16 protein-coding genes are annotated in these 17155 nt (G+C 60.0%); 6 read left to right on the top strand and 10 right to left on the bottom strand.

All coding sequences use genetic code 11. From position 1 onward, the window contains the following. Positions 1-4: 4 nt before the first annotated feature. From ACTJKE_RS28185 to ACTJKE_RS28170, 4 genes are all read right to left on the bottom strand, one after another. Entirely contained in the window at positions 5-865 is an 861-nt protein-coding gene (locus tag ACTJKE_RS28185; protein WP_058327959.1) for a shikimate dehydrogenase, read from the bottom strand. A 93-nt stretch (positions 866-958) separates the two neighbouring features. Then, positions 959-1972 carry a TRAP transporter substrate-binding protein gene (locus ACTJKE_RS28180; protein ID WP_058327939.1) on the bottom strand — a complete coding sequence of 338 codons (1014 nt, stop codon included), beginning with the start codon at positions 1970-1972 and terminating at the stop codon, positions 959-961. A gap of 59 nt (positions 1973-2031) precedes the next feature. Then, complete coding sequence (locus tag ACTJKE_RS28175) at positions 2032-3312, bottom strand: TRAP transporter large permease (protein WP_058327940.1); 1281 nt, start codon at positions 3310-3312, stop codon at positions 2032-2034. A 10-nt stretch (positions 3313-3322) separates the two neighbouring features. After that, the gene (locus ACTJKE_RS28170; protein ID WP_440693135.1) at positions 3323-3886 is read right to left on the bottom strand and encodes a TRAP transporter small permease; all 564 of its coding nucleotides are present in this window, start codon (positions 3884-3886) and stop codon (positions 3323-3325) included. 281 nt (positions 3887-4167) lie between these two features. On the opposite strand from ACTJKE_RS28170, the gene ACTJKE_RS28165 reads away from it, so the two are divergent. Continuing rightward, positions 4168-4833, top strand: a complete 666-nt coding sequence (locus tag ACTJKE_RS28165) for a TetR/AcrR family transcriptional regulator (protein WP_058327942.1) — start codon at positions 4168-4170, stop codon at positions 4831-4833. Positions 4834-5262: 429 nt separating this feature from the next. On the opposite strand, the gene ACTJKE_RS28160 is transcribed toward ACTJKE_RS28165, so the two are convergent. The 6 genes from ACTJKE_RS28160 to ACTJKE_RS28135 form a co-directional block, all read right to left on the bottom strand. Then, positions 5263-6336 (bottom strand): ABC transporter ATP-binding protein, encoded by a 1074-nt coding sequence (locus ACTJKE_RS28160; RefSeq protein ID WP_058327943.1) that lies wholly within the window; start codon positions 6334-6336, stop codon positions 5263-5265. Next, positions 6333-7160, bottom strand: a complete 828-nt coding sequence (locus ACTJKE_RS28155) for a carbohydrate ABC transporter permease (protein ID WP_058327944.1) — start codon at positions 7158-7160, stop codon at positions 6333-6335. The genes ACTJKE_RS28160 and ACTJKE_RS28155 overlap by 4 nt, the downstream gene beginning before the upstream one ends. Then, positions 7157-8059 carry a carbohydrate ABC transporter permease gene (locus tag ACTJKE_RS28150; protein ID WP_058327945.1) on the bottom strand — a complete coding sequence of 301 codons (903 nt, stop codon included), beginning with the start codon at positions 8057-8059 and terminating at the stop codon, positions 7157-7159. The genes ACTJKE_RS28155 and ACTJKE_RS28150 overlap by 4 nt, the downstream gene beginning before the upstream one ends. 169 nt (positions 8060-8228) lie before the next feature. Then, on the bottom strand, positions 8229-9461 hold the full coding sequence (locus ACTJKE_RS28145) for an ABC transporter substrate-binding protein (RefSeq protein WP_440661186.1): 1233 nt from the start codon (positions 9459-9461) through the stop codon (positions 8229-8231). Between the two features lie 59 nt (positions 9462-9520). Beyond that, positions 9521-10423 (bottom strand): sugar phosphate isomerase/epimerase family protein, encoded by a 903-nt coding sequence (locus ACTJKE_RS28140; protein ID WP_440693133.1) that lies wholly within the window; start codon positions 10421-10423, stop codon positions 9521-9523. 10 nt (positions 10424-10433) lie between these two features. Next, positions 10434-11468, bottom strand: a complete 1035-nt coding sequence (locus tag ACTJKE_RS28135; RefSeq protein WP_082663577.1) for a Gfo/Idh/MocA family protein — start codon at positions 11466-11468, stop codon at positions 10434-10436. Positions 11469-11605: 137 nt separating this feature from the next. On the opposite strand from ACTJKE_RS28135, the gene ACTJKE_RS28130 reads away from it, so the two are divergent. From ACTJKE_RS28130 to ACTJKE_RS28110, 5 genes are all read left to right on the top strand, one after another. Continuing rightward, positions 11606-12622, top strand: a complete 1017-nt coding sequence (locus tag ACTJKE_RS28130) for a LacI family DNA-binding transcriptional regulator (protein WP_440693131.1) — start codon at positions 11606-11608, stop codon at positions 12620-12622. Positions 12623-12748: 126 nt separating this feature from the next. Next, positions 12749-13315 (top strand): TetR/AcrR family transcriptional regulator, encoded by a 567-nt coding sequence (locus ACTJKE_RS28125; protein ID WP_440693129.1) that lies wholly within the window; start codon positions 12749-12751, stop codon positions 13313-13315. Positions 13316-13365: 50 nt separating this feature from the next. Continuing rightward, a complete protein-coding gene (locus ACTJKE_RS28120) occupies positions 13366-14334 on the top strand; it encodes a quinone oxidoreductase family protein (RefSeq protein WP_440693168.1) in 969 nt (322 codons plus the stop codon). 216 nt (positions 14335-14550) lie between these two features. Next, positions 14551-14802, top strand: a complete 252-nt coding sequence (locus ACTJKE_RS28115) for a hypothetical protein (protein WP_440693127.1) — start codon at positions 14551-14553, stop codon at positions 14800-14802. 587 nt (positions 14803-15389) lie between these two features. Then, positions 15390-17155 (top strand): heavy metal translocating P-type ATPase (locus ACTJKE_RS28110; RefSeq protein ID WP_440693125.1); only part of this gene is annotated, 1766 nt, incomplete at its 3' end.

The following is a 17155-nucleotide window of genomic DNA, read 5'->3' as shown; positions in this document are numbered from 1 at the left end:
GGCGTCAGCCGGTCATCGTCTTGAAATGGTTCAGCATCCGCGCCGCGTCGGGTTCGAGCCCTGTAAACAGGCGAAAGGCGCCTACCGCTTGAAATACGGCCATTCCTCCCCCATCGAGCGTGCGGCAGCCGCGTCGCCTCGCTTCGGCAAGCAGCGCCGTTTCGAGCGGGAAGTAGACAATCTCCGCAACCCAATGACGCGGGTCGATAAGGTCCCTGTCGAGTGGCAGTCCGGGATACTTCGCCATCCCGGTCGGTGTGGCGTGAATCAAGCCCGACGCCAATCGCATCGCCGCCGGAAGATCCGTGCCGGCCGCGATTTCCGCCTCAGGGAAGAAGCGGGAGAGCATCGAGGCGAGCGACTCTGCCCGTTCCGGTTCCCGATCGAAGACCATGAGGCTCTTCAGTCCAAGTGAGAGCGCGGCATAGGCCGTCGCCACACCCGCGCCGCCAGCGCCAAGCTGAACAGCGAAGGAAAGGTCGGCATCCGGCAAGCCGCGCCGAAAACCTTCCGCGAAACCCCACCAGTCGGTATTGTGACCGTAGCGTCGGCCGTCCTTGAGAACGACCGTGTTGACGGCACCCAGCCTTTGCGCGTCGGGAGCAAGATTATCGAGATGGGCGATCACCGCCTGCTTGCAGGGGTGAGTGATGTTGAGGCCCGCGAACCCGTCCTGCTCGGCATCGGCAAGCAGGCGCGGCAGGTCGTCCTGCGTCGCTTCGAGTTCGAGAAGATCGATCAGCTCATATTGATAGCGGAGCCCCTGTGCGGCACCCTCGGCCACATGCATCGCCGGGGTCAGCGAGGCCTGAATGCCCGCGCCGATCAGACCGGCCTTCAAGGGTCTTACAAGCGTTTCGGTCATGGTTTCCGTTTCCATTTTTCTGTCCGCAGCACCGAGCTGCCGCCCCAGCCCGACCCGCCTTTGTCTTGAAGGCGGGCCGGAGGTTCGCAATAGTTAATGGCCTCGGGCGACGCTGATCTCCTTGAAGAGGGCCTGAACCGTCTCAGCGCCAATCTCGGCACTGAACTTCTCGATCACCGGCTTGACGGCATCACGCAGCTTCTGCGTTTCCTCCGGACTGAATTCGCTGACCTCCATGCCGGTCTTGCGAATTTCCTCCAGCGCCGCGGCGTCCGCATCGCGTGACACTTTGCGCTGGTAGTCGCGCGCTTCGGTCGCGGCCGCCTCAAGGACGGCCTTTTCCTCGTCATTCAGCCCATCCCAGAACTTCTTGCTGACGAGCACGATCTGCGGATTGTACTGGTGACGGGTCAGCGTCATGTACTTCTGCACTTCGTAGAACTTGGCGTTCAGGATGTTTGCGGCCGGGTTCTCCTGCCCGTCGACCGTCCCTGTCTCGAGCGCGGTATAGAGTTCGGTGTAGGGCAGCGGCACGGCATTGGCGCCGAGCGTGTTGAAGAGTTCGATCGGGATGGGCGACTGGATCGTGCGGATCTTCAGACCCTTGATGTCCTCGAGCTTCGTCACCGGATGGCGATTGTTGGTGAGATTGCGGAAGCCGAGCTCCCAGTAGCCGAGACCGATAAGGCCGGTATCGGGCAGAAGCTTGAGGAGACTGTTGCCGAAAGCACCGTCCATGACCTTGTCCGCCTCCGCACCACTGTCGAAGAGGAAGGGAAGGTCGACGGCGCCGAACTGCTTTACGTTGTTGGCGAGGATGCCGGCGTTCAGCACCGTCATCTCGATGACGCCGCCCTGCAGGGCAGAGACAGTCTGGACGTCCCCACCGAGCGTGCCGCCCGGGAAGAGCTTTACCTCGATCTTGCCGCCGCTCTTGTCCTTCACGAGTTCGGCAAACTTCTCCATGCCGGTCACCTGCGGGTGACCCTTGTTGTTGGCCGAAGCGAACTTGATCGTCTGATCGCGGATCTCGGCAAGCGTCGGTCCTGCTGTCAGCAAAGCGAGCGGCAGAGCAAGGCCCAAGGCCAGTTTCGTCAATTTCAACATGTTCTCCTCCCAGATTTGGCCGGCAGTTCCGCCGGCCGTGTTGAAGCTTGAAGTTTCGGTCAGTGCCCGAACCAGGAGACCGGAACGGTCACCAAAGCGGGGAACAGGACGAGCAGGAACAGGACGATCAACTCGGCGACCAAGAAAGGCAAAACACCCTTCATCAGGTCTTCCATCGACAGTTTCGAGACGCCACAGATGACGTTCAAAACCGTACCGACGGGCGGCGTGATCAGACCGATCGAGTTGTTGATGATGAACAGGACACCGAAGTAGACCGGGTCGATCCCCGCCTGCTTGATGATGGGCATCAGCACCGGCGTCATCACGAGGATAGTCGGCGTCATGTCCATCGCAGTGCCGACGAGCACGATCAGAACCATGATCGCAATCAAGAGAAGCGTCTGGTTGTCCATCAGCGGTTCGATGAGCGAGGCAAGCGCACCGGGGACGTCGGCCACCGTGATCAGCCAGGCGGAGACCGCGGCACAGGCGACCAGGAACATGACGACGGAGGTGATCCTTGCCGCCGACACAAAGACGTGAAAGAGCTGTGCCGGCGGCAGTTCGCGATAGACGACCATGGCGACGAAAAGCGAATAGACGGCGGCAACAACGCCGGCCTCGGTTGGCGTGAAGACCCCAAACTTCAAACCGACGATGATGAACACGGGCAGCATCAGCGCCCAGATGCTGTCGACGAGCGCCTTGAGCCGCACGGCCCCACTCTGCCTTGGCGGCAGCTCGAACTGCTCCTTGCGGGCAACGATCAGCCAGGTGATGCAAAGCGCAGCCGCGATCATCAGCCCCGGGAAGATGCCGGCGAGAAAAAGTTTGGTGATCGAGACGCCACCAACGACGCCGTAGAGGATGAAACCGATCGACGGCGGGATGATCGGTCCGATCACCGATGCGGAGGCGAGCAGCCCGCCAGCGCGCGCTGCGTCATGACCGCTCTTCAGCATCATCGGCAAAAGCAGCGCTCCGAGGGCAGCCGCGTCCGCGACGGCCGAGCCAGAGAGGCTGGAAAGAATGCAGGCGGCGAAGATCGCGACGAAACCGAGGCCGCCGCGAATATGGCCGACCATCGCCATCGCCAGCGTGACGATGCGCCTGGAAAGCCCGCCTGTGTTCATGACTTCGCCTGCGAGCAGGAAGAAGGGCACGGCCATCAGCGGAAAACTGTCAGCACCATTCAAGACATTTTGCGCCACAATTTGTGCGTCGAAGAGACCGAGGTAAAGCATCAGCGCCACGCCGCTGAGGATGAGTGCAAAGGCGATCGGCACGCCGAGCGCCATGGGTCCAAGAAGTGAACCGAGGAAGATCGTAACGGTCATAGCCAGCTCCTCAACGCTTCACTGAAACGGGGCCGAGTACCGGCTCTGGGAGATCTTCGAGGGCCAACTCGTCTTCGCTCTCGCGCACGAGTTCGGCCGTGGTCACGTCGATGCGACCGGTGGCAATCGCCAACGCGTCGGCAAGCAGGATCAGGAAAGCGGGAATGCCGAAGGCGAGACCGGCGCCGTAGAAGAAACCCATCGAAAGCCCGGTCGCCGGCGCGCCAACGTGGAGATTGATCATCGTCTGCGCCCAACTGCCGCTGATCATCAGCCAGGTCGCATAAAGCATCAGAGCATGGCCGAGCAGAACCGCGACTTTTGCGGCGGTCGGCGGTAGGCGCTTGATGAGCGTATCGACGCCGAGATGACCGTGTTCGCGCATGGCGACGACGGCACCGAGAAAGGTAAGCCAGACGAAGAAGATGCGTGACAGCTCTTCGGAAACCGTAATCCCCTGATTAAAGGCATAGCGCAGAACGACATTGCCGAAGACGAGGACAACCATGCCTGCGAGCAGCAGGGCAATCGCCACCTTCAGCGCGAAGAAATAGAAATCGATGATGCGGGTCATGCGCTCCTCCCAAAGCAGAGTGCCGTCTTCGCGCCCGAGCGTTGTATCGGCTTCGGTATGCGCATCAGGGGCACGGCGCGACCACGACCTCCTCCAGGCGCAATCGCTCACAACAAAATGTACGAACTAGTACGTATGTCAAGAGGAGTCTCTTGAAAGACCCCTGCAACCTCAATATGACTTTCAACGGAGGCGAGATGACGAGTCCCTGTGGCCCGCCCGTTTCGAATTGGTTTTATTGAGTAAATTTCGGTTAACGCCGGAGGAGTGGCGACGAAAGAATGGCTGGGCGGGCTGAGGCAAGTCGAAAGAACGATCCAGAACGGACCAAGGAAGACATCCTTGTCGTCGCCACGGAGGAGTTCTCGACGCATGGTCTGGCTGGCGCGCGCGTCGATGCTATCGCAGAACGGACGCGAACCTCCAAGCGCATGATCTACTATTATTTCGGAGGCAAGGAGGGACTTTACCTCTCCGTGCTGGAGCGCGCCTATCGCAAGATCCGCACACTTGAGGAGGATTTGAAGCTTGCAAGCCTTGCGCCGGAAGAGGCGCTGCGCACCCTCATCTCCAGTACGTTCGACCACGACGAGGCCAATCCCGATTTCGTGCGATTGGTCAGCATCGAAAACATCCACCACGCCGCACATATGCTGCGTTCGGAAGCGATCCGCGATCTGAATGTCTCGGTCATCGAGACGATCGCCGGCATTCTGGAGCGCGGTATCGCTGAAGGCGTGTTCAAGCGAAGGGCCGACCCGATCGACGTGCACATGCTGATCAGTGCCTTCTGCTTCTTCCGGGTTTCCAACCGCTACACATTCGGCACGATCTTTCGCCGTGACCTCTCAGAGCCACATACGATCGGCAGGCATCGGACCATGATAGCCGACGCCGTTGTTAGCTATCTCAAAGAAGCGGACGGGAATGCGCTGGGGCGTCCCTGAGGCACACGTCGTTTGAAGACTACCGCGAAGAGGAAATGCGTCGAAGTTGTTTCCTCAAATCGTTGCATAAGCACATGAATTCACGCCAACAAGCGGCCTGCTGACTGGTGAAGAGGGCCTGTTCGCGTACAAGTTCCCTCCGATCGTCCGTGCTCGGATCAGGTCCTTTCGGGAACCGGTATCTGCCGTCCGCCGACACAGCCAATATGGACCGCGACGAAGTGCAGTGATTGACAGCCAACTGCGGGTAATCTGCGTGCCGCGCCCACGGATGACAGAGGCGGCGATGAGGCCGACGCTAGTCAGCAGCAAAACCAATGCGCCATCGATAATTGTTGCGAGCGCTGCGACCATTTATCTAGGCAAAGGCGGGCCGGAAAGTCGCATATCCAAGCAACGCACGCGCTGTCGGGCGGTCAGTATCTGCCCTCAGTCCGGCAAACGCCGTTCGGTATCTGCGTCGAAAAGATGAATGCTGGCGGGTGCAAAGTTCAGTCCGACACGATCGCCGGCTTGCGCCTGCGATCGCCCGTTGAAGACCACCGAAAGCTCAGGCGTCGTTGCCATGGTCAAGAAGCATGTCGCCCCGGTCGATTCGACCAGCGCCACCTGTGCCGAGACGACGCCCTCATCCGCCGGGGCAAGTTCGATGTTCTCCGGGCGCAAGCCAACGATCAAGGCCCGCCCCGACTGCACGGCGCGTTCGAGAGAGACCGTTTGTTTCATACCGAGATCGAGAATGATCGACCGGCCATCCGGACCGCCGACTGCTGGCAGAAAATTCATGGCCGGAGATCCGATGAACCCGGCCACAAACTTGTTGTCCGGCCGGTCATAGAGCTCAAGCGGGCTGCCCTGCTGTTCGATGACGCCATCGCGCATGATGACGACATGGTCCGCCATCGTCATTGCCTCGACCTGGTCGTGGGTGACATAGACCGAAGTGGCACCCAAACGGTCGTGCAACGCACGGATTTCCTTGCGCATATGAACGCGAAGTGCCGCATCGAGATTCGAAAGGGGTTCGTCGAACAGAAACGCCTTGGGATGTCGGATGATCGCCCGGCTCATCGCCACCCGCTGGCGCTGTCCACCGGAAAGCTCACGCGGATAGCGGCCGAGCAGAGGCGTAAGCCCGGTCACCGCGGCGACCTCATTGGCCGCCTTCTTGCGTTCAGCTTTTGGGACACCCTTGATCCGCAGGCTGTAGGTGAGGTTCTCCTCGACCGTCATGTGCGGATAGAGCGCGTATGATTGGAAAACCATCGCCACGTCACGTTTGCGTGGGGGCACAGCGTTCATGACCTCCCCGGCAATTCTCAGGGTGCCGGACGATATGCTCTCCAGGCCGGCTAGCGACCGCAGCAGCGTCGACTTCCCACAGCCGGAGGGACCGACAAGCGCCGTGAAGCTGCCTTTGCGGATCGAAAGCTCGATGTCCTTCAATGCATGATAGGCACCATAATACTTGTTGACGTTGGTCAGTTGGATCTGGGCGGTCATTTGAGCGCTCCCGAGGTAAGGCCAGAGACGATGCGACGTTGCAGGAGGACGAAAATGGCGAGGATCGGCGTCACGTAGATCGCCGCATAGGCCATGATGTTGTTCCATTCGTTGGTGTTCGGTCCCATGAAGGAATTCAGTCCGACGCTTGCCGGCTGCAGCTCCACCGCCTGGATCATCGACTTCGAATAGACGAACTCTCCGAACGCCTGCATGAAGATCAGGATGGCGCTGACAAGGATACCGTTTCGTGCCAGCGGCAGGACGATGTTGAAGAAGGCGCCTACCCTCGAGTTGCCGTCGACAAGGGCTGCTTCCTCCAATTCCTGCGGCACGCTCATAAAGGTCGCACGCACCAGAACGACGAAGAACGGCATGCTCTTGGCCGCAATCGCAAGGATCACCGCAAGGCGGGGATAGTTGAGCAGCCCGATCTGGGAAAAGCCGACGAAGATCGGCGTGACCATCAGTGAGGCCGGAAGCACCTGCAACATTAGAATGAGGAAGAGCCCGATATCGACCCAGATGTTACGGTAGCGCGCGAGCACATAGGCGCAGCCGACACCGAGTACGGTGATGACACTGACCGCTCCGCAAGCGATGACAAGAGAATTCCAGATGTACCGGCCCATGTTGCGGCTTTGCCAGACGTTGCCAAAGATCTGCCATTGGGGATCGGTCGGCCAGAAGGTCGGCGGGGTGGCAAACATCTCCGATCCCGATTTGATCGTGGTTATGTACATCCAGTAGAGGGGAAACAGATAAATGCCGGCGAGAATGATCGCAATTGCGAGCAGCAGACGGTCGCGGGTTTGATGGCTCATCCGCGCACCTCGTGCCGTGTGGAGCGCACGTAAACGACTGAAGCGATCATCACGAAGACGATCATGATCACGGAAATCGTCGCGCCCTTGGCGAAATCGTACTGTCGGAACGACAAATCCCAGGCCCAGTATTGCGTGACGTTCGAAGCATTGTTCGGCCCTCCCGAGGTGATGGCGGCGAAAAGATCGAATTGCTGCAGCGTGAAGATGAGTCCGAGTGCGATAATTGCCCCGATGGACGAGCGCATCATCGGCAAGGTTATCGTCCAGAAGCGCTGCCAGACATTGGCGCCGTCCAGTTCGGATGCCTCATAAAGATCCCGTGGGATGGCCGACAGGCCAACGGACAGAAGGATCATGTTGAAGGATGTGCCGAGCCAGATATTTGCGATGATCACGGCCCAGAGCGAGAAGCCGGGGTCTGAGCGCCAGAAGATGTTGCCGTCGATGAGGCCCGCTTCGCGCAGCATAAAGTTGAGCACGCCAAAGTCGCCCGAGAGGATCCAGTTCCAGATCGCACCGACCACAAGCCCGGGCATCACCCACGACACCAGAAAAAGGCCCCGCAGCCATGAGGCGCCTGGAAAGTTCGTCCAGAAGAACAATGCCAGGCCGAAACCGACGAGAAACTGGCCGGCGATCGAGGCGACGACAAAGGTCGCAGTGTTGGCCAGGATCGGCCACGTTTCCGGCTGAGCGAACAGATCACGGTAGTTCTTGAGGCCGACGAATGGCCGCCAGAAGCTCCCGAGGCTGAACATGTCGACCTCCTGGAGGCTCATGGCGATATTGTAGAGTAGCGGAAGACCGGAAAGCGTAAGCAGGAACGCGAGCGGCAACCCGACAAGGCCGATATCGAACCCACGGCCGTCGATCATGCTGGACAAGATTCGTTTCATGAGCTCCTCCGCCGCCGGGGTGACGGCCACATGGGTGTCGCACTGTTCGGCCTGCACATTAGAATGACCGGAAAGGTGCCGACATGCTTCGCGGGTTTCCGCTCTAGCGCCTGCGAACCAGCACCCCTTGATCGCAAGGCGGCTAGCGTCAGCCGCCTTGCGATAGGTCTTAGCCAAGGACCGCCTTTATCTTTTCAGCCGCCTGGTCGAGGGCATCTTTCGACGTCATCTGTCCGGTCAGGGCTGCCTGGATTGCGTCCTGGATGGCCTTGGAGATCTTCGGCCATTCCGGATGAGGTCCACGCGGCTTTGCGAATTTGAGCTGCTCGATGAAGACCTTGAGGGCCGCATCCTTCAGCGGCACACGAGTCTCAGGGATCGCAATGTCGGATCGAGCGGGCAGTTGTCCGAAATCCTTGAACATGCGGTCGTCCTGGGAGGCGAAGTACTCCAGCACCTTGAACGCTTCGGCAGGATGCTGCGTGTTGGAAAAGATCGCCCAGTTGAAATCGCCCATGGCCGACGAGCGCTCTGCACCGACCTCGGGCACCGGCAGCAGCGCGACCCCCCAGTCGAACTTCGCTTCACTCACCATGCGGTCGAGTTCCCACGGACCGGAGATCGCCATGGCAGCGTTGCCGGAATTGAACGTGCCGGTCGAGTCCCACTGGCCGCGGGTCAGCGTATCCGGCGAGGCCAGTTTCTCGGCAATGATGGTTTTCCAGATGTCGAGCGCCTTGACGGCACCTTCCGAATTGATGTGCTCGTAGCTGCCACCGGCCATCTGGACCCAGGGCAAAAACTGGAATGTTCCCTCCTCGTTGGCCTTGGCCGAGAAGGCGAGCCCGTAAACGTTCGCCGAAGGATCTGTCAGCTTGCGGGCCGCATCAACCAGTTCATCCCAGGTCTGCGGCGGCTTGTTCGGATCGAGCCCCTTCGCCTTGAACATGTCCTTGTTATAGTAGAGCGCAATCGTGTTCGTGGCCTTGGGAAGGCCATAGTTCTTGCCGTCCCACATGGTGGAGGCAAGAGGTCCCGGAAAATAGCTCGAGATCTTCACCACGCTCGACTTTGCGATCATGTCGGTCAGATCGAGGAAGGCGCCGCGTGACGAAAAGAGCGCATGTTCCGGGTTGTCGATGGCGATGATATCGGGTGCCTGCCCGGTCGAATAGGCACGCATCGCCTCACTGACGACATCGTCGAACTGGATCTGGCGATATTCGACCTTGATGCCCGTGTTCAGCTTGTTGAAGTCCGATATCAGGTTGGGTGCGGGCTGGATGTCGCGATCGAGCGACCAGACGTTGATCGTGACATCTTCCGCCTTGGCTGAAAGTCCGAATAAAGAGACACCTGCAAGGGCGAGAGCGCCCAGGATTGCGGATCCGCGGATAGCCATTTTCTCCTCCTTTGGTTATCCCCATGCCGGCATCCTCCATGCCGGCCGACATGCACGTCTCAGGCCGGGTCGATGACAAAGTCACCGCCCCGGCAGGTCTTGAGGTAATTCAAGCCATGGACCTGGCCGGTCATCTCCAGATCGTCGCGATAGACCGGGTCATGCCAGCCTTCGATATCGATCGAACCGGACCAGCCGGCCAGCCGAAGTTCGGAAATCACGTCGGTCCAATTGGTGTCGCCGAAGCCGGGCGTGCGCATTAAGACGAATTTCTCCTTGCCGAAGATCCCGTGCTCGCGGATGACGTCCCAACGGATGGTGGCGTCCTTGCCGTGCACGTGGAAGATCTTCTTCGCCCATTTGCGGATCTGCGGCAGCGGATCGATCAGGTAGACCATCTGATGGCATGGTTCCCATTCGAGCCCGATATGATCGTCCGGCGTCTCGTTGAAGATCAGCTCCCAGGCGTCCGGATTGTGCGCGATATTCCAGTCACCGCTCTGCCAGTTGCCGTCCATGGCGCAGTTCTCAAACGCGATCTTCACGCCCCTGTCGGCTGCACGCTTTGATAGCTCTGACCAGATTTTCCGATAGCGCGGCAGGCTGTCGGTCAGAAGCTTGCCGCGAAGGCGGCCGGTGAAACCGGCGACGCAGGTGGCGCCGAAGTGGTGAGCGTTGTCGATGCAGTCTCGCCAGCCCTTAAGGGTCTGCTCGTCAAGCTCCGTCGTCTCCAACGGATTGCCGAACATGCCGAGGGTAGAGATGGTGATGTCGCGATCGCCAATCGCCTCCACGCAACGCTTGCCAAGTTCCGCGAGATCCTGACCGTTGGTCGTCTGCCAGAAGAAGGGCTCGAAACTTTCAAAGCCCATGTCTGCGATCTGGCTGATACGCCTGTCTGCGCCGCCCTTGGTGGCCGAGATCATCGTGCCGATGCGGATGGATTTGCTGGGGTTCTTCAAAATTGGCTCCCTAGGCTGCAATGGTGACGCGTTTGCCGTCGCGCGCGCTGTCGATCGCGCCGAAGACCATGGCAAGGCTCTTGATGTTGTCGCTGCCGTCGGTTTCCGGCACGGTTCCCGCGTCGATCGCGCGGATGAAATGCTCGATGACGCTCGCGTGCCCGTCCGTATCCGTACGATCTTCGGCCTCAGGCACCGCGATCGGCGCGACGGACCGAAGGAAACCCTCGCGACCGGTGACGACATTGGCCACAAAGCAATCGCCGCCATCCCAGAGCAAAGTTCCGGCGGAACCGATAATGCGCCACGCGCTTTCCCAGCTCGTGTTGGCGCCCTCAGCGCACCAGGAACCGCGATAGGTGAAGGTCACATTGTCGGAAAATTCGAAGATCGCATTCGCGGCTGCGCCGTGGCGATACCAGGAGCCCTGTGGATTGGATTCGTGGCAATAGACCGCGAGAGCTTCCTTACCCGACATGAAGCGCGCTGCGTCAAAGGTGTGGATGGCCATGTCCAAAAGCAGGACATTGTCCATCTGCTCGCGAAATCCTCCGAAATGCGGACCGAGGAAGAAGTCGCAATGCAAAGCTGTCAGCTCACCCAAAGCGCCTGACTGGATGAGGCGACGGATGCGGCGGACACCGCCGATGAAGCGGCGGTTTTGCACGATGGCATGAATGCGTGAGGCCGCGGTCGCAAGTCCGCGCAATTCGCGCGCTTCATCGAGCGTGGCGGCCATCGGCTTCTCGCTCAAAACGTGGCAACCATGCGCAAGACCGGCGGCCACCACCGCGCGCCGCGCCGCGGGAACGACGATGTCGAAGAGCAAATCAGCCCGACTTTCGCGAAGAACCTCCGGCAGGTCCGTGCCGATCAGGATGTTACGAAGGTTGAATTCGGCGGCGAGAGCTTCTGCGGTCGCCTGATCAAGATCGACAAGGCCGACGATCTCTACCTTCTCGCGAAGAACACTGCTCTCAGTCAGAGCTCTCAGCCAGCCTTTGGCCATAGCTCCGCACCCGCACAAAACGGCCCTGTGTCTCACGTGATTTCCTCCAAGACGCGGAAGTACCAACTCCTCAATTGGCTTCCGTAAACGTTTACGATACTATGCAGCAACGGGTTTTTATGTCAAGAGGTGTGAATATGACCAGTCGCGGGTCTGGGGAGGAACGCGGAAAAATGAAAGGAATTCGCGAACTTGCCCAACACCTCGATATTTCGATCGGTACGGTGTCGCGCGCGCTGAACGGCAAGCCCGACGTCAACGAGGAGACGAGAAAAAGGGTTCTTGAAGCAGCAGAATTCCTTGGTTATGTCGCCAATCAATCGGGGCGTGCGCTCAGGAAGGGTGCGACCGGCGTCATCGGCTTCATGATGCAGACCGGCTCCGAAATTACCGGTCAGGGCGACACGTTCTTCATGAGCGTCTTCGACGGTGTTCAGACCGTCTTTGCCCGTCACAAGCTCGATCTTGTCGCCCTGCTGTGCTCCTCCGAGGAGGATCCGAACGACTATTTGAAACGCGTCGTTGCGCGTGGGTTTGCCGACGGCATTATCCTTTCGGCGACCCGGCGCCACGACGCTCGCTTCGAACTGTTGGCCAAGCGCAAGATCCCTTTCATCACACTGGGACGAAGCCTGACCGATGTTGGTCAGCCCTGGCTCGATCTGGATTTCGAGGGCATGGCCGAGGCGTCTATCGATCGGCTCGTCTCCCGCGGCCACAAGCACATCGCCGTTACACGACCACACGACGACATGAATCTCGGCTACGTTTTCGAGGATCAGTGCCGGGTGACCCTAGCCCGACACGGGCTTCACCTCGACGAGCGTCACGTTTTTCGTTCAACCCCGAACGAGGCGGGAGGATACCAGATCGCGCGCCAACTGAGCGCGCTTGCGAACCGACCAACGGCAATCGTGCTCATCAACGAAGCGATCACGGTTGGCCTTTATCGGGGGCTTGTGGAAGCCGGGATAAGACCCGGGCGAGACATGGCGATCATAGGCCGCCAAAGCCCGCATTCGCAATTCCTGTCGCCCCGCCTGACATCCTTCAGCCTGTCGCTACGCGACGTCGGGATCGCGCTTGCCGAGTCTCTGCTCGCAACGATGCCTGCCTTTGCAGACATCTACCCGTCGACGTCGGCGCGTATCCTCTGGCCCATGGCTCTCGTCCCCGGCGAAAGCGATTGAGCAACATTCCATCCTGATGTTGAGGATTATCCCAAATGGAGCATCCCTTCACTGAGCTCCCATATTGGTTCGACGGTTCGCGATGTTTTTCTTGACAGCTCGTTCCAGAATACCTAAATCACGCACATGGCAAGGACAAAGGAATTCGATAGGACACAGGCCCTGGACGACGCCATCCAGGTGTTTCGCGAACATGGCTTCGAGGGCACGTCCACCGAAATGCTCGTACGGGCAATGAAGATTGGCCGGCAGAGTCTCTATGATACGTTCGGCGACAAATGGAGGCTCTATTGCCTTGCCGTGGAGCGCTACGCCGCCGCGGAAACGGACGCCCACATCGCGATGCTGCATGGCGCGCCGCGTGCCCGAGACGGAATCCGGGAGATGATGGAGCGAGTGGCTGAGAATGCCTCCCAGCCGTGTCTTGGCGTGAGCTCAATCTGCGAGTTCGGTCAGAGCCGTCCTGATCTTACAGCAATTCATCAGGTCGCTGACCGACGACTGAAGCATGCTGCCAAGCAACGCATCAGCGAGGCTCAAGCGGACGGGGATTTGAATGCGACGCTTTCCACGGGGGAAGCCGCCAATTTCCTCTTCGCGAACATCGCCGGTATGCGCATCGCAGCGCGCGGCGGCGCGGACCCTGGAGCGCTCAAGACCATCGCCCACCTCGCGCTTCAGGCGCTGACATAAGGCAAAATTTTTTGCTCATTTCTGGAATGATTAGTCAAGAAAGGAAGACCATGAAAGCCGTGGTTATGAATGGAATCGGTGGCACCGATGTGATGGAATTTGTCGATCTTCCCGACCCGGTCGCCACACCGGGCCATGTGGTGGTCGAAGTCGCCGCAGCAGGCGTGAACTTCATGGATATCGGAGTACGCGAGGGTATGGCATGGACAGACAGGCCGAACCCGAAAGTCCTCGGCGTCGAAGGTGCGGGACGCATCGTTGCGCTTGGCGATGGGGTAGGTGATTTCGCCATCGGAGACCGGGTCGCCTGGGTTTACGCGCCTGGAAGCTACGCTTCGCACGTCCTGATTTCAGCGGACGCGCTCGTACGACTTCCCGGCACGATTGATGACCAGACGGCGGCCTCCGTCATGATGCAAGGACTGACCGCGAGCCACTTCGCCACCGATTTCTACTCGGTCCAGCCTGGAGACACCGCGCTCGTCCATGCGGCGGCCGGTGGTGTCGGCTTGCTTCTGACACAGATCATCCGGCTGAGGGGCGGAACGGTGATTGGACGCGTTTCGTCCACCGACAAGGTTGAAATCGCAAAGGCAGTTGGCGCGAGCCACGTTATCGTCGACATGGAGGGAGCCTTCGCCGATGAGGTATTGCATCTCACAGGCGGACAAGGTGTAAGCGTTGTTTATGACGGTTCAGGCCCCAAGACGTTTCAGGGGTCGCTCGCCGCGCTTCGTCGCTCCGGCACGTTCTGCTGGTACGGACCGGTGCTTGGCGGTCCGGGGCCGCTCGACATCATGAGCCTGCCGAAGAGCATCAAGATCGGTTACGCGACATTTTTCGATCACATCAGCACTCCGGACCTTCTTCGCGCCCGTAGCAGACAACTGTTCCGGTGGATTGAGGATGGGTCTCTCAAGCTGCACGTCGGCGGAACCTACCCGCTTTCTGATGCCGCCCGTGCGCATGCCGACTTGGAAAACCGGGGGACCATCGGCAAGCTGTTGCTGGCTCCCTAGGGAAGGACGTCTGAAGCATTGCCAAGACGGTTCCTTCTCGAAGGTGCGAGAAAAGCGCCCGCATCGGGACTTCCATTGAACACAGCGGAAGCGACCCGAACCAATTTCGCCATCAGAGTTCATGACGATGCCTTATGCAATCCTTTTAGCCCAGAACGTGATCGGTTCTGCTTTGAGCATCGGCCCGCGATCTGGCCACCCTCAAAGCAAGCCTAATTGCCGAGCGCCAGGCGGGGCGGTACCGCCCTGGAAAAGCGCCGGCTGATCGAGCGTGCCGTGGTCACCATGCGGCAGATGCTCGCCCAAGTCGGAATCCCTCCGAGCCGCATAGCAGCCGATCCTGTGATCGATCCGCAGACCACCGCGGTGGGCATCGAAAGGCGAACCGATGACCACGTGAAAGCCGCGCTCCTCGACGCGGCCGATATGATCCGGATCCTTCGGGTTATCGTCGATGGGAAGGAATGAGACGGCAGGACGATTCAACCTGGGCTTTGGTCTGAAGTAGAGTGACAAAGGTCCTAGTTGCATTGCCGAATCTACGTTCCGCCGCCATGGTACTGAAGCATCAACTGGCATTGGCCCAACCACCGTTTGCGCTAGTGATCCCAGAGCGCGCTCCCAGCCCCAAGCGAAGAAGCGCTCTGGGATCCATCCCTCTCTTACCCCGAAGTCTTACTAGCGCCCTTGCACCCAGCGGCGGCCCGCGAGGTCGGAATGGCCTGCAATCACCGCGCGGATGCGCCCTATACTCGCAATAGCCGTAGTGACGTTGCTCGCCAAGTACGGCTCTCTTCGACCGCCGCCGACTTTGGCGCCCGACCCGATCTAGGCCTCGATTTAGCCAGAAGCGGACTTATCAATTTTAAATCAAGGACATACGCGAACGGAAACACCAAGATTTTTTGGGTTTGTGTCGTGTGTTTTTGGCGCCGCTTCAAATTAGTTTTGGCCCATCATCTCACTTCATCGCACAGAAAGTTCGGCAGCGCCCTTGACCTTCCCATCGTTGGAAGCTCCATCTTGTGACAAAAGACAACGAAAGGAGCACGATCATGGGATCTGTGACCCCCATTAGAACGAACAATCTTGAAGCGATTTCCGCCGCCGCGCTGAGTGCGAGCATACCCGTCGAGGGCATGACGTGTGCGTCCTGCGTCTCCCGCGTTGAAAAGGCGATCCGCGCCGTACCCGGTGTCACCGAAGCCTCGGTCAACCTCGCAACGGAACACGCCGATGTTCGCTTCGATGCCAGCGCCAAGCCCGCCGACATCGTCAAGGCGATCGAAAATGCAGGGTACGGCGCCGCCGAAGATACGATCGAACTCACCATCGAAGGCATGACCTGTGCCTCCTGCGTCGCGCGCATCGAGAAGGCGCTGAAGACCGTGCCGGGCGTCACGGAGGCCAATGTCAACCTGGCGACCGAGCGCGCGTCGGTCCGCGTGACGAAGGGCATCGCCACGGCCGCGGCGCTCGAAGAGGCGGTCCGCGTTGCCGGCTATGCTGCCAAGCACATCACCGGTGACGAAAGCGTCGACCGCGAGGGCGAGAAGCGTGAACAGGAGACCCGCAAGCTCGCACGCTCCCTGCTGATCGCCGGCGTCCTGACGCTGCCGATTTTCGTGCTCGAGATGGGCTCGCACCTCATCCCGGCCGTGCATGACTTTGTCATGAACAATATCGGCATGCAGGAAAGCTGGTATCTGCAGTTCGTGCTGACGACGCTGGTGCTCTTCGGCCCAGGCCTGCGCTTCTACCAAAAGGGCGTTCCCGCCCTTTTCCGCCTGGCGCCGGACATGAATTCGCTGGTCGCGATCGGCACGTCCGCCGCCTGGATCTATTCGGTCGTAGCAACCTTTGCACCGGACCTGGTGCCTGACGGCACTGCCAACGTCTACTACGAGGCGGCGGCCGTCATCATCACCCTGATCCTGCTCGGCCGCTTGCTCGAAGCGCGCGCCAAAGGCCGGACATCAGAAGCGATCAAGCATCTGGTGGGCCTGCAGGCAAAGACCGCCCGCGTCGTCCGTAACGGCGAGACGATCGAAGTCTCGCTTTCCGACGTCACCACCGGCGACACCGTACTCGTACGCCCGGGCGACCGGGTACCGGTCGACGGCAGCGTCATCGACGGCAACTCCTATGTCGACGAATCGATGATCACGGGCGAACCGGTTCCAGTCGAAAAGACCGCCGGCAGCGAGGTGGTCGGCGGCACGATCAACAAGACCGGCTCCTTCACCTTCCGTGCAACCAAGGTCGGCGCCGACACGGTGCTGGCGCAGATCATCCGCATGGTCGAGCAGGCCCAGGGCGCGAAGCTGCCGATCCAATCGTTGGTCGACCGCGTCACCGCCTGGTTCGTGCCCGCCGTCATCGCCATTGCGTTTTTGACCTTCGTCATCTGGCTGGTCTTCGGCCCCGATCCGGCCCTGACCTTCGCCCTGGTCAACGGCGTCGCAGTTCTGATCATCGCCTGCCCCTGCGCCATGGGCCTCGCCACCCCGACCTCCATCATGGTCGGCACCGGCCGCGCCGCCGAAATGGGCGTGCTCTTCCGCAAGGGCGAGGCACTGCAGACGCTGCGCAATGCCGCCGTCATCGCCGTCGACAAGACCGGTACCTTGACCAAGGGACGGCCGGAGCTCACCGACCTTGAAACCGCCGCAAGCTTCGATCGTGACACCGTTTTGGCACTGGTCGCCGCCGTCGAAACCCGCTCCGAGCACCCGATCGCCGAGGCAATCGTCCAGGCGGCTAAGGCAAAAGGCCTGTCGATATCTGAACCGGCAAAGTTCGAGGCCATCCCCGGCTTCGG

Origin of the sequence: Ensifer sp. 22521, from assembly GCF_052044795.1 — a bacterium.
GTDB lineage: Bacteria > Pseudomonadota > Alphaproteobacteria > Rhizobiales > Rhizobiaceae > Ensifer.
Note: the sequence above shows the minus strand (reverse complement) of the source record. Positions and strands in the feature narration are given on the sequence as shown.